Source organism: Streptomyces sp. cg40 (assembly GCF_050320165.1).
Classification (GTDB): Bacteria; Actinomycetota; Actinomycetes; order Streptomycetales; family Streptomycetaceae; genus Streptomyces; species Streptomyces hokutonensis.
Map to the genome: position 1 here is coordinate 4588556 of NZ_CP190128.1, position 25703 is coordinate 4614258.

The 25703-nt window shown below is 70.5% G+C and carries 24 protein-coding genes; 6 read left to right on the top strand and 18 right to left on the bottom strand.

Annotation, left to right across the window (positions count from 1 at the left end):
- Nucleotides 1-9 precede the first annotated feature (9 nt).
- The gene (locus tag ACQHII_RS20190; RefSeq protein WP_427920608.1) at nt 10-423 is read right to left on the bottom strand and encodes an ATP-binding protein; all 414 of its coding nucleotides are present in this window, start codon (nt 421-423) and stop codon (nt 10-12) included.
- A gap of 226 nt (nt 424-649) precedes the next feature.
- Between ACQHII_RS20190 and ACQHII_RS20195 the strand changes: the two genes are divergently transcribed.
- Nucleotides 650-1501 (top strand): helix-turn-helix domain-containing protein, encoded by an 852-nt coding sequence (locus ACQHII_RS20195; protein ID WP_427920609.1) that lies wholly within the window; start codon nt 650-652, stop codon nt 1499-1501.
- 8 nt (nt 1502-1509) lie between these two features.
- Complete coding sequence (locus ACQHII_RS20200) at nt 1510-1701, top strand: DUF397 domain-containing protein (protein WP_427920610.1); 192 nt, start codon at nt 1510-1512, stop codon at nt 1699-1701.
- Here the strand turns inward: ACQHII_RS20200 and ACQHII_RS20205 are convergent.
- The 15 genes from ACQHII_RS20205 to rsmI all read right to left on the bottom strand — a co-directional run bounded on the left by ACQHII_RS20205 (nt 1692) and on the right by rsmI (nt 19098).
- The gene (locus ACQHII_RS20205) at nt 1692-1988 is read right to left on the bottom strand and encodes a hypothetical protein (RefSeq protein WP_427920611.1); all 297 of its coding nucleotides are present in this window, start codon (nt 1986-1988) and stop codon (nt 1692-1694) included. The two genes, ACQHII_RS20200 and ACQHII_RS20205, sit on opposite strands and share 10 nt — an antisense overlap.
- A 47-nt stretch (nt 1989-2035) precedes the next feature.
- Entirely contained in the window at nt 2036-2728 is a 693-nt protein-coding gene (locus ACQHII_RS20210; protein WP_026178205.1) for a helix-turn-helix transcriptional regulator, read from the bottom strand.
- 231 nt (nt 2729-2959) lie between these two features.
- Entirely contained in the window at nt 2960-4735 is a 1776-nt protein-coding gene (locus tag ACQHII_RS20215) for a PQQ-binding-like beta-propeller repeat protein (protein WP_427920612.1), read from the bottom strand.
- A gap of 62 nt (nt 4736-4797) precedes the next feature.
- On the bottom strand, nt 4798-6522 hold the full coding sequence (locus tag ACQHII_RS20220) for a PQQ-binding-like beta-propeller repeat protein (RefSeq protein ID WP_427920613.1): 1725 nt from the start codon (nt 6520-6522) through the stop codon (nt 4798-4800).
- Nucleotides 6523-6711: 189 nt separating this feature from the next.
- Nucleotides 6712-8514 carry an ABC-F family ATP-binding cassette domain-containing protein gene (locus ACQHII_RS20225; protein ID WP_427920614.1) on the bottom strand — a complete coding sequence of 601 codons (1803 nt, stop codon included), beginning with the start codon at nt 8512-8514 and terminating at the stop codon, nt 6712-6714.
- Nucleotides 8515-8585: 71 nt separating this feature from the next.
- Nucleotides 8586-9575 (bottom strand): peptidoglycan recognition protein family protein, encoded by a 990-nt coding sequence (locus ACQHII_RS20230; protein ID WP_427925366.1) that lies wholly within the window; start codon nt 9573-9575, stop codon nt 8586-8588.
- A gap of 244 nt (nt 9576-9819) precedes the next feature.
- The gene (locus tag ACQHII_RS20235) at nt 9820-11817 is read right to left on the bottom strand and encodes a sensor histidine kinase (RefSeq protein ID WP_427920615.1); all 1998 of its coding nucleotides are present in this window, start codon (nt 11815-11817) and stop codon (nt 9820-9822) included.
- 98 nt (nt 11818-11915) lie between these two features.
- Complete coding sequence (locus tag ACQHII_RS20240) at nt 11916-12206, bottom strand: hypothetical protein (protein ID WP_427920616.1); 291 nt, start codon at nt 12204-12206, stop codon at nt 11916-11918.
- Between the two features lie 33 nt (nt 12207-12239).
- Nucleotides 12240-13019 carry an MHYT domain-containing protein gene (locus tag ACQHII_RS20245; protein ID WP_427920617.1) on the bottom strand — a complete coding sequence of 260 codons (780 nt, stop codon included), beginning with the start codon at nt 13017-13019 and terminating at the stop codon, nt 12240-12242.
- Between the two features lie 193 nt (nt 13020-13212).
- Nucleotides 13213-14142, bottom strand: coding sequence for a 4-(cytidine 5'-diphospho)-2-C-methyl-D-erythritol kinase (locus ACQHII_RS20250; protein WP_427920618.1), 930 nt, complete (start codon nt 14140-14142; stop codon nt 13213-13215).
- Nucleotides 14143-15018, bottom strand: coding sequence for a 16S rRNA (adenine(1518)-N(6)/adenine(1519)-N(6))-dimethyltransferase RsmA (rsmA, locus tag ACQHII_RS20255; protein WP_427920619.1), 876 nt, complete (start codon nt 15016-15018; stop codon nt 14143-14145).
- Nucleotides 15019-15119: 101 nt separating this feature from the next.
- Nucleotides 15120-16418: a ubiquitin-like domain-containing protein gene (locus ACQHII_RS20260; protein ID WP_427920620.1), complete on the bottom strand. Its 1299-nt coding sequence runs from the start codon at nt 16416-16418 to the stop codon at nt 15120-15122.
- Nucleotides 16419-16549: 131 nt separating this feature from the next.
- Nucleotides 16550-17452, bottom strand: coding sequence for a TatD family hydrolase (locus ACQHII_RS20265; protein ID WP_427920621.1), 903 nt, complete (start codon nt 17450-17452; stop codon nt 16550-16552).
- Between the two features lie 47 nt (nt 17453-17499).
- Complete coding sequence (locus tag ACQHII_RS20270) at nt 17500-17919, bottom strand: hypothetical protein (RefSeq protein ID WP_427920622.1); 420 nt, start codon at nt 17917-17919, stop codon at nt 17500-17502.
- Nucleotides 17920-18246: 327 nt separating this feature from the next.
- Nucleotides 18247-19098 carry a 16S rRNA (cytidine(1402)-2'-O)-methyltransferase gene (gene rsmI / locus ACQHII_RS20275; RefSeq protein WP_427920623.1) on the bottom strand — a complete coding sequence of 284 codons (852 nt, stop codon included), beginning with the start codon at nt 19096-19098 and terminating at the stop codon, nt 18247-18249.
- 95 nt (nt 19099-19193) lie between these two features.
- On the opposite strand from rsmI, the gene ACQHII_RS20280 reads away from it, so the two are divergent.
- Entirely contained in the window at nt 19194-20936 is a 1743-nt protein-coding gene (locus ACQHII_RS20280) for a dolichyl-phosphate-mannose--protein mannosyltransferase (protein WP_427920624.1), read from the top strand.
- Between the two features lie 147 nt (nt 20937-21083).
- Nucleotides 21084-21668, top strand: a complete 585-nt coding sequence (locus ACQHII_RS20285; RefSeq protein ID WP_427920625.1) for a DinB family protein — start codon at nt 21084-21086, stop codon at nt 21666-21668.
- A gap of 563 nt (nt 21669-22231) precedes the next feature.
- Here the strand turns inward: ACQHII_RS20285 and ACQHII_RS20290 are convergent.
- Nucleotides 22232-22834 carry a TetR/AcrR family transcriptional regulator gene (locus tag ACQHII_RS20290; RefSeq protein WP_427920626.1) on the bottom strand — a complete coding sequence of 201 codons (603 nt, stop codon included), beginning with the start codon at nt 22832-22834 and terminating at the stop codon, nt 22232-22234.
- A gap of 161 nt (nt 22835-22995) precedes the next feature.
- Here ACQHII_RS20290 and ACQHII_RS20295 point away from each other — a divergent pair, with 161 nt between their 5' ends.
- Together ACQHII_RS20295 and ACQHII_RS20300 are read left to right on the top strand one after the other, a co-directional pair.
- On the top strand, nt 22996-23457 hold the full coding sequence (locus tag ACQHII_RS20295; RefSeq protein WP_427920627.1) for a cupin domain-containing protein: 462 nt from the start codon (nt 22996-22998) through the stop codon (nt 23455-23457).
- The gene (locus tag ACQHII_RS20300; protein WP_427920628.1) at nt 23454-23798 is read left to right on the top strand and encodes a hypothetical protein; all 345 of its coding nucleotides are present in this window, start codon (nt 23454-23456) and stop codon (nt 23796-23798) included. Before ACQHII_RS20295 ends, ACQHII_RS20300 begins: the two co-directional genes overlap by 4 nt.
- A 272-nt stretch (nt 23799-24070) precedes the next feature.
- Here the strand turns inward: ACQHII_RS20300 and ACQHII_RS20305 are convergent, their stop codons facing one another.
- Nucleotides 24071-25579, bottom strand: coding sequence for a glycoside hydrolase family 28 protein (locus tag ACQHII_RS20305; RefSeq protein ID WP_427920629.1), 1509 nt, complete (start codon nt 25577-25579; stop codon nt 24071-24073).
- Between the last annotated feature and the right edge of the window lie 124 nt (nt 25580-25703).

Sequence of the window (25703 nt, forward strand, 5' to 3'; positions counted from 1 at the left end):
ATCAACGAGCTAGGCCGCGGCGAGGTCACACCACACGTACTTGCCGCGCCGGCCGTTTCTCGACAGCGGCTGCCAGCCCCAGACATCGGCGCAGGCCTGGACGAGGGCGAGGCCGCGTCCCTCCTCGGCGTCGAGCAGATTCGCCAACTGGCCCGGCGACTCCGGTGGTTCGGGGTCCGCGTCCCATGCCCCGACCCGCAGCACCCCCGCCGACCACCGCACCCCGAGCATCGCCGGCCCCTTGGTGTGCAGTACCGCGTTGGCCACCAGCTCCGCCGCGAGGAGTTCGGCGGTGTCCGCGACGCCGATGAGTCCGTGCACGGTGAGGACCAGGCGGAGGGTGCGGCGACAGACGGTGACGGCACGGCGGTCGTTCGGGACGGAGAGGGAGTACTCCCAGGGTTCGGACTCGGTTTCGGGCATACGTGAACTCCGTTGATGGTGTGGGGAGTTGATGCGGTTCACGGGCGGTGGCCTGTCACGCCGTCATGGCAGGACGGGGTGGTGCGCTTCCGGGGTCCCGGGTTTCGCAGCGTGTGCGTCGCGTCACCGACGGTACGGGTAAAATTTGGAACAGTGCAAGTCGTTGTCGTAATCTGCCCCCCGAACGAGTCACCGCCCCACGGCAGTTGGGCCGAGAGAGGAAGCCATGCCACGCAGACGGCAAGTCACCGCGCGCCAGGAACGCCTGGGCATTGAACTGCGGAAGCTGCGTGAGACAGCAGGCCTCAAAGCACGGGAAGCCGCCACGCTGGTCGGGTCCGACTCCGCCCAGATGAGTCAGATGGAGTCCGGAATCGCTGGAGTGGGCGAGGAACGCGTACGCAGCCTCGCCGCCAATTACTCCTGCGAGGACGAGGAGTTGATCGATGCGCTGATCGCCATGGCCACGGATCGGACACGCGGTTGGTGGGAGGAGTACCGGGGGCTGCTGCCCACGTCGTTCCTGGACCTGTCCGAGCTGGAGCACCACGCCACCTACCGCTGGGACGTGGATTTCCTCCATGTCCCCGGCCTGCTCCAGACGAAGGACTACGCTCGCGCGGTCTTCTCGCACAGAGTGCCAGCACTTCCCCCGAGAGACCTCGAACTGCGGGCGGAACACCGGATGAAGCGACACCGCATCATCGAGGGTGCCCAACCGACTCCGTACGAAGCCGTAGTGCACGAGGGGGCCCTGCGCATCCGGGTCGGCGACCGTCCCGCGTCACGAGCTCAGCTCACCCGCATCCTGGAACTCTCGGAAGCGGACCACGTCACCGTACGTGTCATCCCGTTCGACCTGGATGGATTCATCGACGCCGGAAGCGCCATGGTGTACGCGGGTGGCACTGTGCCCAAGCTGGACACGGTCGTGCGGGACGCACCCCACGGTTCCTCCTTCGTCGACTCCGAGGCTCAACTCAGCAGCTTTCGAACGCTTTTCCGTAGAGTGAAGGGTGTGTCACTCGACCCCGAACGCTCGCGTGACTTCATCCACAGGCTGACGAAGGAACTGTGAGGCGCACCATGACACCCCCGGCCAACTGGCAGAAGTCGTCCTTCTCCGGCGGCGGCGACGGCAACGCCTGCCTCGAACTCGCCACCACCCCCACCACCCTCCACCTCCGCGAAAGCGACACCCCCGCCACCTTCCTCACCACCACCCCCACGGCCCTCGCCGCTCTCCTCCACGGCATACGCGCCGGTCGTCACGACTGACCCGTGTCCACGCCCGTCGACTCCAGGAACGGCAGATACGCCGCCTCGACCCTCCGGGCGTCGCGGCGGACGTACGTGCGGGCGTCGTTCGGCGCGGTGCCGTCGTAGATGTCCGTAAGGAAAGCAGTGGGCCTGACAGCCAGGAAGGCGTCCCGCCAGGGGTAGCGCCTGCGGGCACCGGGCGGGCCGATGACGGCCCAGGCCCAGTGCAGCGCCAGCAGTGCGGTGGCAGGGTCCTTCGTCGCCTCGCCCTTGCGGACGGCAGCCGCGTGTTCGCTCCTGCTCATGGCCTCCCACGCGACGCGGGACTCCTCCCGCACCCACCTCTGATCCATTACGCGTCCGGCCCCGCCGAATTGTTCAGGGGGCCTGCACGGTCCAGCAGTCCCGTCCTCGCTGCCAGTGCCGCCGCCTCCAGGCGCGACCCCACGCCCAGCTTCATCAGCACCCGCTGCACATGCGTACGCGCCGTCGACGGGGCTATGCCCATGCCCGCCGCGATCAGGCGGGTGTCCTCGCCGTCTGCCACCCGGACCAGGACTTCCACCTCCCTCGGCGTCAGCATCTGCAAGAGCCGTTGGCCCTCGTCGTCGGGCTGGGCCGCCGGGTTGAGCAACTCGCTGAAGGCTCCCTGGAGCAACTGCGGTGCTACGGCCGCCTCGCCCGCCCTGGCCTTCATGATGGCGCGCTCCACGCCCTCTATGCGCTCGTCGTGGCGGACGTAGCCCGAGGCGCCGGCCGCGAAGGCCGCGGCGATGCCTCGGGGGCTCGGGACCGGGCCGAGGACCAGGACCGCGACCTGCGGGCGTTCGCGTTTGATCTTCACCACCGGGTCGAAGATGCCCGGCTCGGCCGGTGTCGCCGTGCCCAGCAGGCACACCTCGGGTGCGCGGGTGATCACCAGTTCCGCCGCGCCCGCCGCGGGCGCCGCCGCGGCCAGCACCCGGTGTCCCCGCAGCTTCAGTGCCGAGGCCAGTGCCTCGGCGAGCAATCGGTGGTCGTCGACCACCATCAGCCGCACTCCCATCGAGCAACCCCCCAGTCCCCCCAATGGATGCCCACTATGGATGCCCACTGGTCCTCAAGAACAGAGGGCCCCCAGCACCCCCGTCCTTCATGCCCCCGGAAGCTACACGCTTGTTCGACGTTGCGCTGCCCCTACTGGAGAGAAGTGCCCCGGATCGACTGACTTTTTCGCATTCCGGGGCATTCACGGGTGATGAGGGTGGTGAGAGAGAGGTGTGAAGGGAGGGGTGGTTCAGCTCGCCGTGCCGAAGGCGATCGCCAGGTCCTTGTCGTCGGTGGAGGACGACGAGGGCTTGTCCGCGTAGACACCCGACATGTACAGGTGACCCTGGGAGTAGAGGATCTCCGAGTAGTCCGGCAGGAAGCTGGTCTCCGTGTCCCGTACCGTCTCGGTGCTCGGGTTCTCCAGGAGCGTCGTCTCCTTGAAGGAGTTGCCGTCGATGCTGACGACCTGGCCGCCCTTGTCGTAGGGCGGGGACTTGTAGGCGAGCAGGTTGCTGCCGTCCATGCGCAACGGGGTGATGGTGTAGCCGTCGCCCGCATCGGCGCGCTGGCCGGTCTGCTTGCCGGTGGCGAGGTCGAAGGCGACGATCTCGTTGGTACGGCTGTAGGAGTCGCCGGAGCCGTCGTGCTCCTCGGTGGGGACGTACAACCGGTCGTTCCCTACGGCGAGTTCGGTGCAGTACTCGACGCGGGTGATGCCGTCGCAGCGGCCCGCGTACTGCTTGCCCGGTGCCGGGATGTGGGCGCGCAGCGCGCCGGTCTTGTTGTCGATGGAGAAGAAGTCGGAGATGCCGCTGCCGTCGCCCGCGCTGTCGCCGACGTCGGCCGCGACGACCAGCGGGTCGGTCGACACGACGCTCGCGTACTCGATGCCCTGGGCCATCTTGTAGTCCGAGAGCACCTTCCCGGAGGTCGGGTCGATGGTCTGGATGTGGAGCTGGGGCGAGTCGTACGTGCCGCACCTGCGCACCGCGACCAGTTTGGCGCCGCCGCCGTAGCCGGCGTCGTAGCAGTCGGCGACCTTGGGGCTCCACAGGACCTTGCCGGTGGCGATGTCGAAGGCGGCGCCGCCGTCGGTGGAGCCGACGGCGACCGTGTTGGCGCTGACGGTGACGTTCTCGAAACTGATCGGCTGGTCACCGGAGTCGGCGGTCTTCGTCCACAGCTTGGTGCCCGCGTTCAGGTCGATCGCGGCGATCTGGCTGCACCCGTTGGAGGGCTTGGCCTTGGTCGGCATGGCGGGCTCGTAGATGATCGCCGTTCTGCCGTCGGTCGTGGTGTTCTTGGTGGCCTGGCAGACCGGGCCGGGGAGCTTGATCGTCCACAGCTTGGCGCCGGAGTCGCGGTCGTAGCCGTCGACCTCGGCGGCCCCGCTCTTGGCGTACACCTTGTCGGTGAGCCAGGAGCCGGAGGTCACCATCGTGTCGCTGACCTTGGGCATCGGGACCTGGAAGAGGACCTTGGACGCGGTGTCGGCGGGCACCTTCTCCTTGCCGCCCGACGTGGTGCCACCCGTACCGCCCTTGCTGTCGGAGGGAGTTGAGTCGGCACTCGTCTTCTTGTCGTCGGCCTTGTCGTCCTTCCCGGACGAGGACGAGTACCAGATCCCGCCGCCGACGATCAGCGCGATCACCACGACCGCCGCGGTGATGATCACCGCGGACGCCCCGAACTTCCGTCCGCCGCCGCCCGGCCCGCCCGGCTGCGGGTGCAACGGCATGGTCGGCTGACCCGGCTGGCCAGGCCCCGGGTAGCCGTAACCGGGCTGCTGGCCATAGGGGTTGGGCTGCTGCCCGTACGGCTGCTGCGGGGGCTGCGCGTACGGGTTGGGCTGCTGGCCGGGGTAGCCGTAGCCCGGCTGCTGGGGCGGAGGGGGCGGGGGCGGTGCCTGCGGGTAGCCGTAGCCCGGCGGGGGCGGGGGCTGCTGCGGGGGCTGGTCCTGGGGCGGGCCGAAGCCGCCCGGCTGCGGGGGCTGGTTCGGCGGGGGCGGGGGCGGCTGGGTCATGACGGGTACCTCGGGGACGGTCGACGGAAGCGGAACGGAAGCGAACAGGACGGCGGGAGGCGTCACTTGCCGTACGCGAGCATCAGCTTCTCCTTCGTGTCGTCATTGCCGTTCAGCCGGGTCGAGGAGATGTAGAAGCGCCCGTCGACGTAGTCGACGTCCCGGGAGAAGAAGCTCGACTCGATCTTCGCGGTACCGGCAGGCAGCTGGAGCAGCTTCGTCGTGGTGTGCGAGGAGCCGGCCGTCGGGACGGACACGACCTGGCCGCCCGCGTCGTAGGCGGCCTCCACGTAGGCGATGAGCTTGCCGCCCTCGACCTTGACCGGCAGCATCGACTCGTCCGCCGGGGACCTGACGCGCCACTTCTCCTTGCCGGTGGCCAGGTCGATCGCGACGATCTGGTTGGGGCCGGTCGTCGAGTCGGTCGGCAGGTAGAGGGTGTTCGCGTCGGCCGCGACGGCCTCGCAGCCCTGGAGATCGTCGTTGAAGGTGCCGCAGCCGGGTGCGAAGGACGCCTTGGAGTCGACCTGCGAGCGCACGGAACCGTCGCTCTTCAGCGTCGAGATGTTCCAGTGCTTGTCGTCCGCGTCGGTCATGTAGAGGACGACCGGGTTCACCGAGTACACGTGGGAGACCGTCCAGCCCTTGGGGATCGCCTTCGTCCACTTGACGCCGCCGGTCGCCGGGTCCAGTTCCTGCACCTCGTCGTGCTCAGTGTCGGAGCCCGCCCCGCAGGACGAGACCACGAGCAGCTTGTCGCCGCCCGCGAACCCGGACGGGAAGCAGGCCGCGCCGTACTTCTTCTTCTCGTAGAGCTGCTTGCCAGTGGCGAGGTCGTAGGCCACGCCCGACTGCGAGCGGCCCACCATGAGGGTCTTGCCGGTGATGGTCAGCCCGATGCTGAGCGCGCTGTCGAACAGGTCGCCGTCCGCGACGGTCGCGGTCCAGCCCTTCGCCCCGGTGTTCAGGTCGAGCTGCTGGAGGTGGTTGCACTTGGCGTTGTCGCTGACACCGCTCATGTAGGCCACCACGACCTTGTCGTCGGCGGACTTCTCCGGGGTCACGGCGCAGATCTTCTGCGGGAAGGTGATCGTGGCCCAAGCCGGGTTGCCGTTGCCCACGTTGTAGGCGACGACCTCCTTGTACGCGGCCTTCACCGCCGTCCTGCCGGTGATCCACATTCCGGGGGCGTCGGCGCCGGAACCGGGCGCGTCCGGCGCCTCCTTGTACCAGAGCACCTTGGCCTCGCCGGACTTGCGGCCCTCGTTGAGGTTCTCGGGGTCCTTGCCCCCGTCGCCGCTGCCGTCACCGGGGTTGGCCGGGTCGTCGGTGGTGCCGGACGCGCTGGGGCTGCCGCTCTTCTGCGCGACCGGCTTCTTGTCCCCGCCGCCGGTGACCGCCCACACCGTGCCGCCGACGACCAGCAGACCGGCGACCGCCGCCGCGATCAGGAGCGCGGGCCTGCCCTTGAAGGGGCCGCGGCCGGAGGGGGGTTGGGGCGGGGCGAACTGCGGTGGCGGGGGCGGGGGGTAGCCGTAGCCGCCGTAGGGGCCGGGCTGTTGGGGCTGCTGACCGTAGGAGCCGGGCTGCTGCGGCTGCTGGGCGTACGGACCGGGCTGCTGCGGCTGGCCGTAGGGACCGGAGTTGTACGGACCCGGCTGCTGCGGGTAGCCGTAGCCGGGCGCCGGAGGAACCGGAGCGCCGAAGCCGCCGGACGGTGGCTGTGGCGGTTGGTTCGGCGGCGCTCCGTAACCGCCGGACGGCGGCTGTTCGGGCGGCTGAGTCATCAGCGGCTCCCCCTCGTTCACTGATTTTTAGCCACGCCCCGAGATTCGCGAGGACCCGGAGGCGCGTTCAAGCAGGTCTCAGACGGCCCTTTCTATCACTCGGCTGTCCATGGACAACGGGCCGGTTCACCCCTGTACCCAAGGGAGAACCGGCCCGTGACAGCCCCGTTATGCGCCTTCACGCACCTTTCACGCGTCCTCGGCGAGTTCCAGCCACCTCAGCTCCAGCTCCTCGCGCTCGCCGCCCAAGTCCCGGAGCTGCGCGTCCAGTTCGGCCACCTTGGCGAAGTCCGTGGCGTTGTCGGCGATCTGCGCGTGCAGCTTGGCCTCCTTCTCGGAGACCTTGTCCAACTGCCGCTCGATCTTCTGGAGTTCCTTCTTCGCGGCCCGCTGGTCGGCGGCGCTCACGGCGGGCGCGGCCTTCTCCACGACGGGGGCGGCAGCGGCGGCGGCCTCCTCCATACGGTGGCGCCGCTCCAGGTACTCGTCGATGCCGCGCGGCAGCATCCGCAGGGTCGCGTCGCCGAGGAGGGCGTACACCTTGTCGGTGGTGCGCTCGACGAAGAACCGGTCGTGGGAGATCACGATCATCGAACCGGGCCAGCCGTCGAGGACGTCCTCCAGCTGGGTCAGTGTCTCGATGTCGAGGTCGTTGGTGGGCTCGTCGAGGAAGAGGACGTTGGGCTCGTCCATGAGGAGCCGCAGGAGCTGGAGCCTGCGCCGCTCACCGCCGGACAGGTCGCCGACCGGCGTCCACTGCTTCTCCTTGTTGAAGCCGAACGTCTCGCACAGCTGCCCGGCGGTCATCTCCCGCCCCTTGCCGAGATCGACCCGCTCCCGCACCTGCTGCACGGCCTCCAACACCCGCAGCGTGGGCTTGAGTTCGGCGACCTCCTGCGAGAGATACGCGAGCTTGACCGTCTTTCCCACGACGACCTTGCCGGCCGCGGGCTGGGTCTCGCCGTCGCTGCGGGCGGCGTCCGCGAGGGCCCGCAGCAGGGAGGTCTTCCCGGCGCCGTTGACCCCGACCAGGCCGATACGGTCGCCGGGGCCGAGGTGCCAGGTGATGTGCTTCAGCAGCACCTTGGGACCGGCCTGGACGGTCACGTCCTCCAGGTCGAAGACGGTCCGGCCAAGGCGCGTGGAGGCGAACTTCATCAGCTCGCTGGTGTCGCGCGGCGGGGGCACGTCCGCGATCAGTTCGTTGGCGGCCTCGACGCGGAAGCGCGGCTTCGACGTACGGGCCGGGGCGCCCCGGCGCAGCCACGCGAGCTCCTTGCGGACCAGGTTCTGCCGCTTGGTCTCCTCGGTGGCGGCGATGCGTTCGCGCTCGGCGCGGGCGAAGACGTAGTCCGAGTAGCCGCCCTCGTACTCGTAGACGTCGCCCTTCTGCACGTCCCACATGCGGGTGCAGACCTGGTCCAGGAACCAGCGGTCGTGGGTCACGCAGACGAGCGCGGAGCGGCGCTCGCGCAGGTGCTGGGCGAGCCAGGCGATGCCCTCGACGTCGAGGTGGTTCGTGGGCTCGTCGAGGACGACCAGGTCCTGGTCCTCGATGAGCAGCTTGGCGAGCGCGATACGGCGGCGCTCGCCGCCGGAGAGCGGGCCGATCACGGTGTCGAGGCCCTGCGGGAAGCCCGGCAGGTCGAGCCCGCCGAACAGTCCCGTCAGGACGTCGCGGATCTTGGCGTTGCCCGCCCACTCGTGGTCGGCCATGTCCCGGATGACCTCGTGGCGTACGGTCGCCTCGGGGTCGAGCGAGTCGTGCTGGGTGAGGACGCCGAGGCGGAGTCCGCCGGAGTGGGTGACGCGGCCGGTGTCGGACTCCTCCAGCTTGGCGAGCATCCGGATGAGGGTGGTCTTGCCGTCTCCGTTGCGGCCCACGACCCCGATCCGGTCCCCTTCGGAGACACCGAGCGAGACACCGTCGAGCAGGGCACGGGTGCCGTACACCTTGCTGACGTTCTCGACATTGACCAGGTTGACGGCCATTTCTCTCCTGACAGGGGGGACGGTCAGCCTCCCAGAGTAATGCGCGGCGGGAGGCTGACGATCCGCGCAGGTCAGCGAGCTGCCGCTGCCCTGACCTCGCTCAGCAGGTCGTACATCGTCTGGCCCGGGCAGTCCGTCTGGAGCCAGTCCCGGTGGCCGCTGACCGTCTCGTTGTCCTTCTTCACGCCGTTCACCGGGTTGGTGTAGGTGATCTTCGCCTGGGGGTCGAGGCCCTTGAAGCGGGCGATGACCTTGATGAGGCGGATCAGCGACGCCTTCGCCGCGTCGGTCGGGGGCTGGGACACCAGGGTGCCGATGAGGGCGATGCCGAGGTTGCCCGAGTTGAAGCCGGCCGTGTGGAAGGCGGTGACCAGGTTGCCGTCGGAGTTGAAGGCCGGGACGGGATCGTCGCCGGAGTAGCGGCCCTCGTAGACGACACCCGCCTCGTCGATGAGGAAGTGGTAGCCGATGTCGCCCCAGTCGAGGGTGACCGCGTGGTACTCGTAGATGCCCCGGACGGTCGCGGCCGGGTCCGGGTCGGCGTTCGGGGTGTCCGTGTGGTGGACCGTGATCGACTGCAACGGGTAGTACGCCTCGGGGGTGTTGACCTTCCCGTCCTTGTACCGCTTGGACTCGTCGGCGCCCCAGGCCGGGCGGGAGAGGTAGCGGACACCGCGGACGCGGGTCGGCTCGGACGGTACGTGGAAGGTGCGGCCGGGGCCCCGGGTGCAGTCGATCGCGACCGTGTGTACGTCCGTCGCGCCTGCCGGTGCCTTCACCTCGTAGCTCGTGGCCTCGTCGGCCGCGATCAGGGCCGTGCCGCCGCCGTCGACGGTCGCGCAGCCGGTGCCGGTGGGCTGCCAGGGGCCGTCCGCGAGGCGGATGCCGGCGCCGTCCTGGTCGCCGGTCCAGCGGAGGCCGACGTAGGACGCGGCGAAGGCCGTGGTGGCGGGGGCGGTGCCGGTGGCGGTCGCGGTGCGGGTGGCCGGGAAGGTCTCCGGCTCGGTGCCCGAAGGGGCGCTGTTGGTGCTCGTGTCGGAGTCGGTGGCCGCGAACACCACCGGGGTGAGGGCGGCCCCGGCGGCGACCGCTCCGGCGGCCCCTATCGCGCCGCGACGCGAGAGGGACCTCTTCCTGCGGTGGGACGGGGTGGGGGACGACGAGGTGGGGGTGTCGGACACTGAAGTGAGCCTTCCAGCAAGTGCACTTGAAGTATCAAACGAACCTATCCGTCCCATCCGCCCCACCTGTACTGCGATTGCGGTACATCTGTGTGGAGATGGTGGGGAGGGACCCGGCGGTGCCTCAGGCTCCCGCACCGCGCAGTCGCTGCTGCGGGACGAGGGCCGAGGCCGGTGCCAACCCCCGTCCGCCGGTGGCCTGTTGCTGTTCGCCCACGGGCATGTCGTCGCGCATCAGGCCTTCGGGGATGAGTACGGCGGCCGTGACGCCGCCGCTGCGCGAGTGCCGTATCTCGACGCGCAGGCCCTGGCGTTCGCGCAGCCGGTTGACCACGAAGAGGCCGATCTGCTTGGCGTCGAGGAGGTCGACCTTCTCGGACTGGATCTTGCGGTTGGCGTCGGCCAGCGCGTCGTCCTTCATGCCGAAGCCGCTGTCCTCGATCTCGATGAGGACGCCCTCCTTCAACCGGGCCGCGCGCAGCTGCACCTGGGTGCTGGGCGGGGAGAACGCGGTGGCGTTCTCGACCAGTTCGGCGAGCAGGTGGATCACGTCGGCGACCGAGCCGCCGGTCAGTGACACCTTCGGTACGGCCCAGATCTGCACGCGGGAGGAGTTCTCGATCTCGGCGACGGCCGCGCGCAGGATGTCGGTCAGCGGGATCGGGTCGCGCCAGCCGCGGCCGGGTGCGATGCCGGAGAGGATCAGCAGGCTCTCGGAGTGGCGGCGCATGCGGGTGGCGAGGTAGTCGACGCGGTACAGCTCCTGGAGTTCGGACGGGTCGCGCTGGCGGCGCACCATCGCGTCGAGCAGGTCGAGTTGGCGGTGCAGGAGGACCTGGCTGCGGCGCGCGAGGCTGACGTAGACGCCGGAGATGCCGCTGAGGAGTTCGGCGCGTTCGGAGGCGGCCCTGAGGGCGGCGCGCTGGACGGCGGTCAACGCGGTGCCGACCTGGGCGAGTTCGTCACCGGCGAGGCGGCGCATGGGGGCCTCGGCGTCGATGTCGACGCCCTGTCCGGCGTGCAGTCGGCGCATGGCCCGCGGGAGGCTGCGGCCGGCCACTTCGAGGGCGGAGTTGCGCAGGTCGAGGAGTTCGACGATGAGGCCGCGGCCGACGAGCACGGAGACCAGCAGCGACAGCAGCACGCCGACCAGGCCGAGGACGACGGCGATCCCGGAGGCGCCGAGCGTGTCCCAGCCGAAGGGGTCGGCGGCGGCCGTGGCTCCCGTACCGGCCTTGGTCTCGGCCGCGTCGAGCCCGGTGAGCACTCCGCTCGCGGCGGAGTCCCAGCCGCGCAGCAGTCCGCCGGAGACGGCGGAGGTGCCGGGGCCCGCGCTGCGCACCCGGTTCTCGACGGCCTGGAACTGGGCGTAGCCGGTGCCGTCCAGGATCTTGCGGTACGCCTTGCGGTGCTCGGCCTTGAGGTCGGCGACCGCGGGTTCGAGCAGCTCGCGCTGCGTGGCGACGGCGCCGACGAACAGCGCGTACTGGTCCTGCGTCAGCTCGCCCCCGGCGCGGGCGGCGCCCAGCAGCGCCTGTTCCTGGGCAACCGCCTCGCGGGCCCGGGAGAGTTCGAGCACCACGCGTGCCTCGGAGGCGTCGGCGGCGGTCTTGTCGCCGGTGAGGGCACCGGTGACGGAGAAGCCGTGCTCGACGATCGCCGAGTAACTGGCGTACGTGGCGGTCGACTTGGCGCTCTTGGCGGTGGCGCTCAGACGCAGCGCCGCGAGGCCGTCGGCGTCGGCCTCCAGTTTGTCGATGCGGCCCGGCAGCGAGGAGTCGATGAGTGCCGCGTCCGAGCTGGAGTCGTTGACGCCGTAGCGCAGTGCGGCGGCGGCCGTGTCGGTGACCTTGGTGGCGGCCTTGAAGGCGGCCGGGGCGGCAGTGCGGCGCAGGGCGGCGGTCCGCTCGCCCTGCACGGCGGTGATGAACTCCGCCACGGGGGTGAGGAGTTCGGAGTTGACGTCCTTGGCGGTCTCGGTGTCGGCGATGCTCGACGCGGTCGTCACCGCGGCGAAGCCCCACAGGGCCATCAGGGACACGACGGGCAGCATCAGCAGGGCGACGATCTTCGCGCGGACGGATCTGGGGCGCAGTCGGGCCGGTGCGCGCAGCACACGCATGGGGGACCTCGTTCGGGAGGGGAAGTGCGGGTGGTTCGAACGGCGCTGTCCGCCGGGGGAGTTGGCGGGCCGGTGCCGTGAGGAGAGCCGAAGCGGGCTCAGACCGTGGCGAGTTGGATCTCGCGCAGCGATTCGGGGGCGGGGCCCCGGGGCGGGGGCCGGTGCCGCGAGGAGCCGAAGTCGGCTCGGGCCGGGGCGTGTTCGACGCCGATCGGCGGCCGGCAGCGGCGCCCCGGAGAGCGGGGGCCGATGCCGTGGGGGCGGTTGAAGTCGGGTCGGTCCATGACGTGTTCGGCATATCGATCGACGACCGGCGCCCGAGGGAGCGGGGAGCCGTTGCCGTAGGGCTGGTGGAAGTCGGGGCGGGCCGCGGTCGGTTCGGAGCTCACGCGGCGACCCGTGCCGTGGCGGCCGAAGTGGGTTCAGACCGTGGCGAGTTCGGCCTCGCGCAGCAGCTCGGCCGCGAAGGCCGACTCGTGGCGCTTGCCGGTCGGGGAGAGGGCGACGTAGGCGGAGGCCAGGAAGAGGAAGGAGCCGAGGACGACGGCGAGCGGGAAGATGAACTCCGTCGCGGTGGCGCCGGAGAGGGTCGCGCCGCTGGGGGCGAGGGTGACGCCCACGGCGTACATGCCGGTGTAGTGCATGGTGCTGACCGCGAGTCCCATGACGAGGGCGGCGAGCGTGGCGAGGACCGGGCCCCGGACGATCAGGGTGAGGGTGAGGGCGGCGGTCGCGGCGACGACGGCGATCACGATGGAGGCGATGACCAGCCAGGGGTCGTAGGAGATCTGGCCGTGCAGGTCGAGCGCGGCCATGCCGGTGTAGTGCATGGCGGCGACGCCGAGGCCGGTGCCGAGTCCGCCGAAGGCGACCGAGGTGACGCGGGAGCGGCCGTATCCGGCGGTGAAGACACCGGCGGCGACCACGCCGATCGACATCAGCAGGCTGAGGACGGTGAGCGGAACGTCGTAGCGGATGGGGGTGCCTTCGACGCTGAAGCCGAGCATGGCCACGAAGTGCATGGTCCAGATGCCGGAGCCGATGGCGACGGAGGCGAGGGTCAGCCAGTTCCGTTTGGAGGCGCCGTCCGCCTCAAGTGCCCTTACGGTGCAGCGCAGTCCGAGCGCGGCGCCGACGCAGGCCATCGCGTAGGACAGGACCGGGGTGACCCAGCCGGCGCTGAAGTGGTCCATGTGGCCCATGGGGAGGTTCCTCTCGGGCGTGGCGCGGCGAGACCGCGCGCGCAGGGAGTACCGCCGGTAACGAGGACCGGGGTCGGCTGATCATGCCAGCCGTACCCTGTAGGACATACGCCGTGAAAGGGATCATGGGGTTGATTGGCGAACATTAAATCAATGTGGTTTCGATAACACCGCACACGCGCGTTTTCGCAGTTCAGGCGGGGTTTTCGTGTGTCTCGTGTGAAGGTCGGGCGATCACGGTCGCGCCGGCCGCCGGACCCGCCGCCGTACGTACCGTCCGGCATGTTCCCGACGCCGTCAGCGCCTCGGCCACCTTCGCAGCCGCCCCGGGGTCGCGGGCGAGGAACGCCGTCGTCGGGCCCGAGCCGGAGACCAGCGCGGCGAGCGCGCCCGCCGCGCGGCCCGCGGCGAGGGTGTCCGCGAGTTCCGGGAAGAGCGAAAGGGCCGCCGGCTGAAGGTCGTTGGAGACGGCGGCGGCCAGCGCGTCCGGGTCGCCCTTCGCGAGCGCGTCGAGGAGTGGCTGCGAGGCGACGGGTTCGGGGATGTCGACGCCTTCCGCCAAGCGGTCGAACTCCCGGAAGACCGCCGGGGTGGACAGCCCGCGGTCGGCCATCGCGAACACCCAGTGGAAGGTGCCGCCGGTCTCCAGTGCGGTGAGCTGCTCCCCGCGCCCGACGCCCAGCGCCGCCCCGCCCACCAGGCTGAACGGCACATCGCTGCCCAACTCGGCGCAGATGTCCAGCAGTTCGGCCCGCGAGGCACCGGTGCCCCACAGCGCGTCGCACGCCACCAGCGCGCCCGCGCCGTCCGCGCTGCCGCCCGCCATCCCGCCGGCGACGGGGATGTCCTTGGCGATGTGGATGTGCACGGCGGGGTCGTGGCCGTACCGCTCGGCGAGTGCTACGGCCGCCCGGGCCGCCAAGTTCGTGCGGTCCAGGGGGACTTGGGCCGCGTCCGGGCCCGAGCAGGTGACGCGGAGTTCGTCGGCCGGGGTCACGGTGACCTCGTCGTACAGGCCGACCGCGAGGAAGACGTTGGCCAGGTCGTGAAAGCCGTCGGGGCGCGCCGCGCCGACCGCGAGTTGGACGTTGACCTTGGCGGGGACGCGGACCGTCACGCTCACTTACTCGGACTCCTTGGGTTCGGCCTTGTGTTCCGCGATGCGGGCGAACTCCTCGACCGTCAGGGACTCGCCGCGTGCCTGCGGGGACACCCCGGCCGCGACGAGCGCGGTCTCGGCCGCCGCCGCCGAGCCCGCCCAGCCGGCGAGCGCGGCCCGCAGCGTCTTGCGGCGCTGGGCGAAGGCCGCGTCGACCACGGCGAAGACCTCGCGGCGGTCGGCGGTGGTCTTCAGGGGCTCCGTCCTGCGGGTGAGCGACACGAGCCCGCTGTCCACGTTCGGCGCGGGCCAGAAGACGGTACGGCCGATGGAGCCGGCCCGCTTGACCTCGGCGTACCAGTTCGCCTTCACGGACGGGACGCCGTACACCTTCGAACCGGGCGGCGCGGCCAGCCGGTCGGCGACCTCGGCCTGGACCATCACCAGGGTGCGCTCGATGGTCGGGAAGTGCTCCAGCATGTGGAGCAGGACCGGTACGGCCACGTTGTAGGGGAGGTTGGCGACCAGGGCGGTGGGGGGCGGGCCCGGGAGTTCGGTCACCTGCATCGCGTCGGAGTGGACGAGCGCGAAGCGGTCCGCCCGCTCGGACATGCGGGCGGTGACCGTCGCCGGCAGTGCGCTTGCCAGGGTGTCGTCGATCTCCACCGCCGTGACGCGGTCGGCGACTTCCAGCAGGGCGAGGGTGAGTGAGCCGAGGCCCGGGCCTACCTCCACGACCACGTCGTCCGGGCGGACATCCGCGGTGCGGACGATGCGGCGGACCGTGTTCGCGTCGATCACGAAGTTCTGGCCGCGTTGCTTGGTGGGGCGTACGCCCAAGGCTGCCGCCAGCTCGCGGATGTCGGCTGGGCCCAGGAGGGCGTCGGGGTTGCTGCTCACGTACCTAGGTTACGGGGCCGTCTGATGGGTGCGGCGCCGTCCTGGCTGGTCGCGCAGTTCCCCGCGCCCCTATGGGGGGCGAGCCCCCCAAACCCCCCATCTCAGCCGTGCAGTCTCGTTCCGCAGTGCGGCCATGGGCTCGCGCCTCTCCGCACGTACAGCTTCTTCGCCCGGAACGTCTGCTCCTCCGCGCTCGCATCCTGCGGGCGGCCCGACCCTCCCAGGCTGTGCCAGGTGTGGGTGTCGAACTGGTAGAGGCCGCCGTAGGTGCCGGAGGGGTCCACCGCGCCGGGGCGGCCGCCGGACTCGCAGGTGGCGAGGCCGTGCCAGTTGAGCTGGTCGGCGCCCTGGACCGAGGTGGGCATCGGTTTGGTGCCGACCCTCACCAGCTGGGAGCGGGGTTCCTGGACCAGTTCCTCGTCGATGCGGCGGGGCTTCTCCTTGACGCCGTTGACCGTGCGGAGGGAGTACGTGGCGCGGCGCAGGCCGGGGCGGCCGGCGCGTTCGACGACCTCCGTGCCCTTGAAGAGGGTGGGGTCGTCGGTGCGTTCCACCTTGAAGGGGATCGCCTCCTCGCGGACCTCGCGGGTGCCGGTGATCCGCAGGACGGTGATGGTCTGGCCGTCGCGCGGGAAGCTCTCGGGCGGGACCGAGGTGGTGTCCTCGCCGTGCAGGCCGATGCCGGCCTCGCCGACCGCCTCGCCGACCGTCGCCGCGTTGGTGCGGATCGTACGGGCGCGGCCGTCGGCCATGATCGTGACGGTGCGTTCGGTGCGCACGTCGAGGGCGAGTCCGGCGCGGCCGATGGGCTGGGAGCGCGAGGTCGAGAGGTACGCACCCTCCGCGCGGACGCCGAGCTGTTCGAGGGCGCCGTCGACCGTCTGTGCCGTGGTCCACACCTCGCGCCGGTGCCCGTCGATGGTGAGCCGCACGGGGCGGCCGTAGCGGACCGCGACCTCGTCGCCGCTGGCGAGGTCCGCGTCCGGGCCGGGGGCCACCACGTCGTGCTCGCCGACCTCGACGCCCTGCTCGGCGAGGAGTTCGGTGACGTCGTCGGCGAAGGTGTGCAGCTTGCGCGGGTGGCCGTCGACGCTCAGCTCGATGGCCTTGTCCTTGGCGACGAACGCAGTGGTGCCGCCGGCGAGGAAGGCAACGACCAGCGCCTGCGGGACCAGCCGCCGCATGGTGGAGCCCGAGGAGGCCGTACGGTCGGCTCTTCGTCTGCGGTCCGCGCGGCCCGGCGCCGCGGTCACCGCCTGCCGCGGGAACACGGGCTCCGGCGCCTCGTAGGCGGGCCGGTACGTGTCCTCGTACACCTGGGTCGCGTCGGTGTACTCGTCGGTGTACACATCGGCGCGCACACCGCGGTCGTACGTCTCGTAGGTCTCGTAGTTGCTCACGCCGACACGCTCCAGAAGGCCAGAAGGGTCCGGATCGGGCCAACAGAACCTAGCGGAGTGACCGTCACTCTCCAAAGCGGCACGGCTACTCAGGGTTGTGTTCGAAAGGGGCGCCGAGTGTTTGTGGGGCCTCAGTAGCCAAAGGCGCGGGCCGTGTTGGCGGCCAGTGCCGTCGACAGGGCGTCCTCGTCGATGCCCCGGACGGCCGCCATCGCACGGACCGTGACCGGAATGAGATAGGGCGCGTTCGGCCGTCCGCGGTAGGGGGCCGGGGTCAGGAAGGGGGCGTCGGTCTCCACGAGGACCAGCTCCAGGGGCGCCACTGCGAGCGCGTCCCGCAGGTTCTGGGCGTTCTTGAAGGTGACGGTGCCGGCGAACGACATGAAGTACCCGGCGCTCGCGCAGAGTTCGGCCATCTCGGCGTCGCCGGAGTAGCAGTGGAAGACGGTCCGCTCGGGGGCGCCCTCCTCCTTGAGGACGCGCAGCACGTCGGCGTGGGCGTCACGGTCGTGGATGACCAGGGCCTTGCCGTGCCGCTTGGCGATCTCGATGTGGGCGCGGAAGGAGAGTTCCTGCGCCGCCTTGCCCTCGGGTCCGGTGCGGAAGTGGTCGAGGCCGGTCTCGCCGACGCCCTTGACGTGCGGCAGTCCGGCCAGGCGGTCGATCTCCGCGAGGGCCTCGTCGAGGGCGGCATCGCCACCGGGGACCCTGGCGCCCTGCCGCGACCACCCGTCGGGGTCGCCGTGCACGATGCGCGGGGCCTCGTTCGGATGGAGGGCGACCGTCGCGTGGATCGCGTCGTGGCGGGCGGCCGTCTCGGCGGCCCAGCGCGAGCCCTTCACGTCGCAGCCGACCTGCACGAGCGTCGTGACACCGACCGAGGCCGCCTTGGCGAGCGCCTCCTCCACCGTGCCGGACTGCATGTCGAGGTGGGTGTGGGAGTCGGCGACGGGCACGCGGAGGGGTTCCGGGAGCGGAGGCGCCGCGTTCTTGTCGCCGGAGGCGGAGGTGGAGGCGGAGGTGGAGGCAGGCATGCCCCGATCCTACGAAAGGGACATGCCCGCCCGGTCGCCGGAGGCGGTCAGCTCGCCTTGCGGTGGAACGGGTGCAGAAGATCCGACAGGTGCCAGTGGTGTTCCCGGGGCTCCGGCAGCGGAGTCACGGAGTCGTCCGTCTCCTCCGCCGCTGCCGCCGCCCGGGGCCGGGGCGCCTGGTACTGCCGCTGCGCCGCGTCCTGTACCGACGACACCTGGCCCGCCCGCATGATGCGCACGACATGCCCGTCGCAGTTGTGGCACGCGGGGCGGCTCAGGGGCGACGGCACGACCTGGCCGTCCGCCACGTACATCACGAACTGGTGGCCGTCGGTGTCGACGTGGTGCTCTATCTCGTATGCCTGCTCCCAGCCGTGCCCGCACCGCATGCAGGCGAAGGAGTACGACTCGTTCACCACGGCGGTGGCAGCGCCCCGGAGGCCGGTCTGCCCTGCGATCTCACTCATGCCAGCTCCTGCTTGCTTTCCGCTGGACAAGCGCCCCCGCGAGGGGATTCCCCCCGGAATCCCGATGGAGGCGAGGGACGGGTGCGTCCCTCATACCAGTGGACGCCTCCGGCAGGGCGAACGCACCAGACCTGTCGTCTGTTGGAGGCGATTTGGACTTTCCTTGTCGAATCGCCCTTCCGACCCGGTCGGGACTTTGCATTCGGCGACCGCGCTTTGCCCCGCCATGGGGCGCCCGCTCATGGGAGGAGCGCCCTGCTCAGAGGGGACTGCGCCCCAGCTCAGAGGGGATTTACGGGCGGGCTCGGCGGGGCTTTCGCGCAGGCTTCAGAGGGACTTTTGCGCGGTCTTGGCGGCCACCACCGCATCGAACACCTCGCGCTTGGGAACGCCCGCTTCGACCGCGACCGCGGCGATCGCCTCCTTCCGCCGCTCCCCCGCCTCCTCGCGCACCCGCACCCGCCGCACCAGCTCCTCCGCGCCGAGCTCCTCGGCCTGCTCCGGCGCCCCCTCCACCACGACGGTGATCTCGCCGCGCACACCCTCCGCCGCCCACGCGGCCAGCTCGCCGACCGGGCCGCGCTTGATCTCCTCGTACGTCTTGGTCAGCTCCCGGCACACGGCGGCCCGCCGCTCCGCGCCGAACGCCTCCGCCATCGCGGCGAGGGTGTCGTCGAGCCGGTGCGGTGCCTCGAAGTAGACGAGGGTGCGCCGCTCACCGGCCACCTCGCGCAGCCGCGACAGCCGCTCGCCCGCCTTCCGCGGCAGGAACCCCTCGAAGCAGAACCGGTCCACCGGCAGCCCCGACAGCGCGAGCGCGGTGAGCACCGCGGACGGCCCCGGTACGGCGGTCACCTTGATGTCCTTCTCCACGGCGGCGGCGACCAGCCGGTACCCCGGGTCGGACACCGACGGCATCCCCGCGTCGGTCACCAGCAGCACCCGCGCGCCGCCCACCAGGGCCTCGACCAGTTCCGGGGTGCGCGCGGACTCGTTGCCCTCGAAGTACGACACGACCCGCCCCTTGGGCTGCACGCCGAGCGCCTGGGTCAGCCGGCGCAGCCGCCGGGTGTCCTCGGCGGCGACCACGTCGGCCCCGGCCAGCTCCGCCGCGAGCCGGGGAGGGGCGTCCTGAATGTCGCCGATGGGGGTGCCCGCCAAAACAAGGGTTCCAGTCACGTTCCCATCCTCGCAGGGCCGACAGATCCGGACGCATCCGGACCGAGACCGCCCATGCACGGGACTCACACAGCGCTGTTCCCTACGATGGCGCGGTGACCAGTACCGCGTCCTCCACGGACACCCGGCAGGGCCAGGCCCCACAAGAGCAGCGGCCGTCGTGGCAGCAGCGGCTGCGCCGTTTCGGCTACACGGCGGGGCCCAGAAGCGACGTACGGGACCGGCTGGCGCCGCCGTACGCGGAGCCCAGCCCCCGGCTGTGGGCGGCGCTCGGCTTCTCGCCGGGGCTCGTCGACCGCCTCACCCGCTGGTCGGGCTGGGGCGGCCCGCTGCTGGTCACGCTGATGGCCGGCGTGATGCGCTTCTACCACCTGGGCAGTCCGAAGGCGGTGATATTCGACGAGACGTACTACGCCAAGGACGCGTGGGCGCTGGTCCACCGGGGCTTCGAGGTCAACTGGGACAAGAACGCCAACGACCTCATCCTCAAGACCGGCGGACACGTCTCGATCCCCACGGACGCGGCCTACGTCGTACACCCGCCGGTCGGCAAGTACGTCATCGGCATCGGCGAGCTGATCTTCGGCTTCAACCCGTTCGGCTGGCGCTTCATGACGGCGCTGCTCGGCACGCTGACCGTCCTGATGATCTGCCGCATCGGCCGCCGCCTCTTCCGCTCCACGTTCCTGGGCTGTGTCGCGGGCGTCCTGATGTCGCTGGACGGCCTGGCCTTCGTGATGGCCCGCACCTCGCTGCTCGACGGCGTGCTGATGTTCTTCGTGGTGGCCGCGTTCGGCTGCCTGCTGATCGACCGCGACAGGGCCCGGGAGAAACTCGCGGCGGCGCTGCCCGCCGACGCCTACGGCCTGGTACGCCCCGACGCGCGCACCGGCGACACCCTCTCCCTGGGCTGGCGCCCCTGGCGCTGGACGGCGGGCCTGCTGCTCGGCCTCGCGATCGGCACCAAGTGGAACGGCCTCTACATCACGGCCGCCTTCGTCGTGATGATGCTGCTGTGGGACGTCGGCTCCCGCAAGGTCGCGGGCGCCCGCAACGCGTACGTGGCGGTCCTGAAGCACGACCTGGGGCTGGGCTTCCTGGCCACGATCCCCGTCGCCGTCGCCGTCTACCTGACCTCCTGGATCGGCTGGATCCTCTCCCCCGCGAACGGCACCGGCGGCTACTTCCGCAACTGGGCCGCGACCGACGGCAAGGGCGGCACCTGGAGCCACGTCCTGCCGGACTGGCTGCGCAGCCTGTGGCACTACGAGCACGAGGTCTACGAGTTCAACGTCGGCCTGCACTCGCCGCACACGTACATGTCCAACCCCTGGAGCTGGCTGGTCGACGGCCGCCCGGTCTCCTACTTCTACGAGTCCCCGTCCCCCGGCGCGGACGGCTGCCCGGTCAACGCCGGCGACAAGTGCGCCCGCGAGGTCCTCGCCATCGGCACCCCGATGCTGTGGTGGGCCGCCTGCTTCGCGATCCTCTACGTCCTGTGGCGCTGGGCCTTCCGCCGCGACTGGCGAGCGGGCGCGATCGCCTGCGGCGTCGCGGCCGGCTACCTCCCCTGGTTCCTCTACCAGGACCGCACGATCTTCTTCTTCTACTCGATCGTCTTCCTGCCGTTCCTGTGCCTGGCGGTCGCGATGCTGATCGGCGCGATCATCGGCCCACCGGGCTCCAGCGACACCCGCCGGGTCACGGGGGCGGTCGGCGCGGGTGTACTGGTGTTGCTGATCACGTGGAACTTCATCTACTTCTGGCCGCTGTACACGGGGACATCGATTCCGATCGACCAGTGGCGGTCGCGGATGTGGCTGGATACGTGGGTGTAGCTGGGCGGACGTAGCGAGGGGGCGCGGCAATGTGCCGCGCCCCCTTGGGCGTTGCTGGCCCTCAGAGGTCATCTCGCGTGGCAGGTTCCGCGAGCTTCTTGAGCAACTCGGGGCGGTGGCGCGCAGCCCATGGCAGGCTCATGGCACATGATCGATGAATTCGCGAAGATCAGCCTGCACGGGAGACTGCGGCGGGACCGTGAGGCGCTGCTCTGGAAGCTCGACGGCCTGTCCGAGTACGACGCCCGGCGGCCTTTGACGGTGACCGGGACCAACCTCCTCGGCCTGGTCAAACACGTGGCCAGCGTCGAGGCCAGGTACTTCGGCGAGGTCTTCGACCGGCCGTCCCCGGAACCGCTGCCCCGGTGGCAGGACCACGACGGCAGCGATCTGTGGGCGGCCGAGGACGAGACCCGCGACCAGATCGTCGAGTCCTACCGGCGCACGTGGGACCACTCCGACGCGACGATCGACGCGCTTCCCCTCGATGCCCCCGGCCACGTGCCGTGGTGGCCGGAGCCTTACACCGACACGAACCTGTTCGCCGTCCTGGTCCACGTCCTCGGCGAGACCAACCGGCATGCCGGGCACGCCGACATCCTGCGCGAAGGCGTCGACGGCCGAACCGGGATGCGTCCCGAACACGAGCTGCGGATCGACGAGGACGCCCGCACGGCCTACTGCGCGAAGATCGAACAGGCCGCCAGATCGGCCGCATCGCTCAAGGCATAGAAGGCTGTCGTCATTGGTCCTGCTGCCGCTGCCTGCGACGCATCCTCGTCGCACTGACGACGGCGACGAAGAAACTGCCGCCCACTGTCATCGGGAGTTCAGAGGCGAAGGGCCTCAGAGGCGGGTTTTCAAAGAATGTTCGAGCGCATGCGATTCCGATCAGGCCGCCAGTCAGGATGATCGCCCACAGGATCGGTACGAGCAGCCATGTGCTCCGGGTGCTCAGCCAAGACTTCACGGGATCAGGCACTCCTCAATCGACGTCGCCGGCTCGACGAGCCCTGGTGAACAATCCGGCCCGGATCTGAAGCACCACGCCGAGCACGACGAGTCCCAGGGCAAGAGCGGCAACAACCAGCCCCACTCCGGATGAGACGCCGAGAAGCCTGGCTCCGCCGTCCAGAACGAAGCCGCCGCCCATCGCTGTCCGACCCCAACCGGATGTACGCGACTGCGCGTGCGGTGCGACTCCCCGGCCGATCAAGGCCAACACGCCCACGACTACGACGAAGCAGCCCGCACCCAATGTGATCCACCCAGACATGGCACCCCCCGCGGGAAGGCTACTGGACGGCCGCGACAGCCGCCGCAGTCATCTGCCGTGCCGTCGTCACGAGCGCCGCGACCGCCTCGTCGGGAGACAGGTCGCAGAGGTCCAGCAGTGCGAAGAGTGACTCCGCGCTGATGACCAGGGCGAGGCCGCGGACCAGTTGGTCCACGGTCTCGCGGTGCTCGGGGCCGCAACTGGCCGCCCAGGGGGCGAGGGCGTGTTCGATGAGGCCGAAGCGGTGGGCGGGGCGGTCCTTGGACGTCGACGGCTTCGCGATGGTCGCGGCGACGACCGCCCGCACCGCGCCCTGTCTGCGGAGCACCGCCCGGGCGAGGACCTCCGCGGCCTGGCCGATCCGCTCGACCGGGTCGTCGCTGTCCGTGCGCGAGCGCAGGACCTCGACCAGGTCCTGTGTCATCACGGCGGCACGCAGGAGGGTGACGAGGTCGGGGAAGTAGCGATAGGCGGTCGCTTCGGAGACCCGTGCGTGGGCCGCGACCGTCGGCATCGTGATCTCCGCCCCGGTGTCGGCGAGGTCGCGGGCGGCCGTGACGATCGCCGTCCTGGTGCGTTCCATCGTGTTGCTGAGCCCGTTCGGGCGGCTCCGCTCGACCATGATCATCCCTTCGTGCCGAGCGTAAGCATAGCGGGCGCAGCCCCTGAATTGCAGTCAACTCTTTTTTTAAGAGTCCACTTGCACGCGTGCCCGAACCACCCCTAGGGTCCTGGCTGTTGGCAACCCCGCGACCCCAAAACCCCACCACTCAGGGAGACTTCATGACCAAGGTGTCGATCACCCGTCCCGGCGAAGGCGAGCTCATCGTCAACGGCCCGGCGACGATCCGGATCCTCGAGGACGGCAGCAACACCGAACACCGCCTGGGAATGGGTGAGATCACCGTCCCCGCACACACCGCAGGACCGCCGCAGCACCGCCACTCCCAGCACGACGAGGGGTTCTACGTCCTCTCGGGCAGCGTGCGGTTCACCGTCGGCGAGGACGACTACGACGCCGGAGCCGGCACGTGGGTCATGGTCCCGCCGGGCGCCCCGCACACGTTCGCCAACGTGACCGACGAGACGGCGGTCATGCTCAACACCTTCACCCCGGACCTGTACGTGCAGTACTTCCGCGACCTCAAGGCCATGGTCGAGTCCGGGCAGCCGTTGTCGCGCGAGGCCGTCGCGGAGGTCTGGACGCGCTACGGCACCGAACCGTCCACCGAGTACGCGTCGTGAACGTCCTCCTGGGCGCCAACGCCGTCGGCGCGGTCGCGAGCATCGCCTTCGCACTGGCGGGAGGGATACGCCCGGCCGCCCTGAGCGAGAGCGGTACGCCGAGTGCCGGCGAGCGGTTCTACGGCTGGATGTACGCGACCAGAGGAGTGCCCCTGGGGGTGGCCGCTCTCGTCGCGCCTCTCGCCTGGCCCGGTCCCGCCGCCGCGCTCGTGCTCTGCGCAGCCGCCGCGGCCCAGGTGGGCGACGCCGTCATCGGAGTATCCACCCGGAAGACGACGATGATCGCGGGCGCCTCGTTCCTGACCGCGCTCCACGTCGCGACGGCCGTCGCCACCGCCTGAGCGCGGCGCGGCGCGGCTCACCCGCGACCGGCGGACGGTGTCCGGGGCCTACAACGTCGTGTCCGCGCTCAACGGTAGTAACGGGTGTGGGCGGTTGTGCATGTGGACAGCGACGGCGCGGCGGGCCTCCGTGCCGTCGCCGGTGCGCGTTGGCCCGTGGGCGCCGGCCGCGCTCGTCCGATCCGGAGACCGCCCGGCACGGGCGCCCACGCCACCGCCGAGGGGCGCCGCGGACCTCCTTGGTGAACTCTCCGGCTGCGTCCGGCGGCAGCCTAAAGGGCGGGGAAAGCTGGGAACGTGCAGGTGGGTACCGTGCCGCTGCCGGTGACCGACGAGGTGGTCACGCCGGTGCCGGTGGGCTTGAGGGTGGAGTTGGACAGGCCGATGCCCGCGTACTCGGCGGTGACGGTGTTGGTGTCGAGGGAGACGTTCAGCAGGGTCAGGCCGATCGGGTGGGCGGCGTCGTAGCCGCTGATCACGTTCTTGGCGCCGGAGACCGAGCTGGTGGCCCTGACGCCGTTGACGACGATTCCGGTGAAGGTCGGGGTGCTGCCGCTGCCGGTGGCGTAGTGGGTGTCGAAGACGAGCGGCATCCTGACCTGGGTGATGCAGGTGCCGGTGTAGGTGACCTGGGTGACCGGGCCGCCGTTGACGCCGCTGCTCTTGATGCGCAGGCCGACGCTGCTGCCGCTGGCGGTGCCGTTCGCGTCCGTACCGGTGACGGTGTCGCCGGTGACCAGGATGTTGCTGACGCCGGCGGCGGTCTCGGAGCCGATGGAGATGCCGTGGGTGCCGTAGAAGTGGCTGTTCTTGATGGTGATGTTCTTCGACGCCGCGCTGCCGCCCTTGATGGCGATGCCGTCGTCGCCGTCCATGATGTACGAGTCGGCGATGGTGACGTCGGTGGCGCCGCTGGGGTCGATGCCGTCGGTGTTGCGGGCGGAGGCCGGGGTCTTGATACGGACGCCCCAGGCGGTGAAGCCGGTGGCGTTCTGGTAGGAGACGTGGAAGTTGGGGGCGTTGACCAGGTCGATGTCGTAGAGGGTGAAGTTGTCCGACTTCACGGCCTGGATCATGCGGGGGTTGTTCTGGATGCCGCCGTTGTTCTTGGACTGGGTCGCGAGGTCCCACCAGGTGGTGGCGGTGCCGTACAGGGGCAGGTCGCCGCGGCCGTCGACGCGGCCCTGGGTGCCGTTCGCGGCGCGCACGCCCTCGATGCCGGTGTTCGCACCGGAGACGGTGATCAGCGGCTTGCAGCCGCCGGAGGCGGTGGCGACGGTGCCGCAGGTCGGCTTGGAGCTGATCTGGTAGTCGGCCGCCTTGAGCGACCCGTAGAGGGTGACCGGGCTGTCGATGAGCAGCACCACGCCCTGGGGGACGGTGAGCGGACCGGTGAGGAAGGCCGCGTGGCTGCCGCTCGCGACGAGCTTGACGGCGACCTGGCCGCTGCCGCTCTGCTTGCAGGCGTCCAGGGCCTGCTGGATCCGGGTGGTGTCCGGCGCGGCCCCTTCCTGGGTGCTGCCGGACCTGCGGCCGGCCATGGTCAGCCCGGCGGCCAGTGTGCGGCAGACGGTGGCGGGGACGTGCGGCTCGCTCACGTTCCGGCTGTCACCGGTGGCCAGGGCCGGTACGGATGACGTGGTGGTGGAGGCGTTGGCGTAGGCGATCACCCCGCCCGCCGTCGCGGCGGCCAGCGCCGCGCTCAGCGCGATCCGCGCCCCGGTGAACTTCCCTCTGCGGTGCCGCTGCGGCGCGTCGGCCGTGGTGCCCTTGTGCTGCATGGATCTGGTTCCTGTCGGACCGGGGACGACATCACCGGGCAGACCGCGAGGGGCGAACCGGTGATCTTTTTCTCCAGTGGTCCCAGGAACGCGGCGGGTTGCCGTCCCGCCCCATCATTTGCCG

Excerpts from the sequence above, each read along its gene's own strand:
- ACQHII_RS20190 (WP_427920608.1), bottom strand. The coding sequence starts at position 423 with ATGCCCGAAACCGAGTCCGAACCCTGGGAGTACTCCCTCTCCGTCCCG.
- ACQHII_RS20195 (WP_427920609.1), top strand. The coding sequence starts at position 650 with ATGCCACGCAGACGGCAAGTCACCGCGCGCCAGGAACGCCTGGGCATT.
- ACQHII_RS20200 (WP_427920610.1), top strand. The coding sequence starts at position 1,510 with ATGACACCCCCGGCCAACTGGCAGAAGTCGTCCTTCTCCGGCGGCGGC.
- ACQHII_RS20205 (WP_427920611.1), bottom strand. The coding sequence starts at position 1,988 with ATGAGCAGGAGCGAACACGCGGCTGCCGTCCGCAAGGGCGAGGCGACG.
- ACQHII_RS20210 (WP_026178205.1), bottom strand. The coding sequence starts at position 2,728 with ATGGGAGTGCGGCTGATGGTGGTCGACGACCACCGATTGCTCGCCGAG.
- ACQHII_RS20215 (WP_427920612.1), bottom strand. The coding sequence starts at position 4,735 with ATGACCCAGCCGCCCCCGCCCCCGCCGAACCAGCCCCCGCAGCCGGGC.
- ACQHII_RS20220 (WP_427920613.1), bottom strand. The coding sequence starts at position 6,522 with ATGACTCAGCCGCCCGAACAGCCGCCGTCCGGCGGTTACGGAGCGCCG.
- ACQHII_RS20225 (WP_427920614.1), bottom strand. The coding sequence starts at position 8,514 with ATGGCCGTCAACCTGGTCAATGTCGAGAACGTCAGCAAGGTGTACGGC.
- ACQHII_RS20235 (WP_427920615.1), bottom strand. The coding sequence starts at position 11,817 with ATGCGTGTGCTGCGCGCACCGGCCCGACTGCGCCCCAGATCCGTCCGC.
- ACQHII_RS20245 (WP_427920617.1), bottom strand. The coding sequence starts at position 13,019 with ATGGGCCACATGGACCACTTCAGCGCCGGCTGGGTCACCCCGGTCCTG.
- ACQHII_RS20265 (WP_427920621.1), bottom strand. The coding sequence starts at position 17,452 with ATGCCTGCCTCCACCTCCGCCTCCACCTCCGCCTCCGGCGACAAGAAC.
- ACQHII_RS20270 (WP_427920622.1), bottom strand. The coding sequence starts at position 17,919 with ATGAGTGAGATCGCAGGGCAGACCGGCCTCCGGGGCGCTGCCACCGCC.
- ACQHII_RS20285 (WP_427920625.1), top strand. The coding sequence starts at position 21,084 with ATGATCGATGAATTCGCGAAGATCAGCCTGCACGGGAGACTGCGGCGG.
- ACQHII_RS20290 (WP_427920626.1), bottom strand. The coding sequence starts at position 22,834 with ATGGTCGAGCGGAGCCGCCCGAACGGGCTCAGCAACACGATGGAACGC.
- ACQHII_RS20295 (WP_427920627.1), top strand. The coding sequence starts at position 22,996 with ATGACCAAGGTGTCGATCACCCGTCCCGGCGAAGGCGAGCTCATCGTC.
- ACQHII_RS20305 (WP_427920629.1), bottom strand. The coding sequence starts at position 25,579 with ATGCAGCACAAGGGCACCACGGCCGACGCGCCGCAGCGGCACCGCAGA.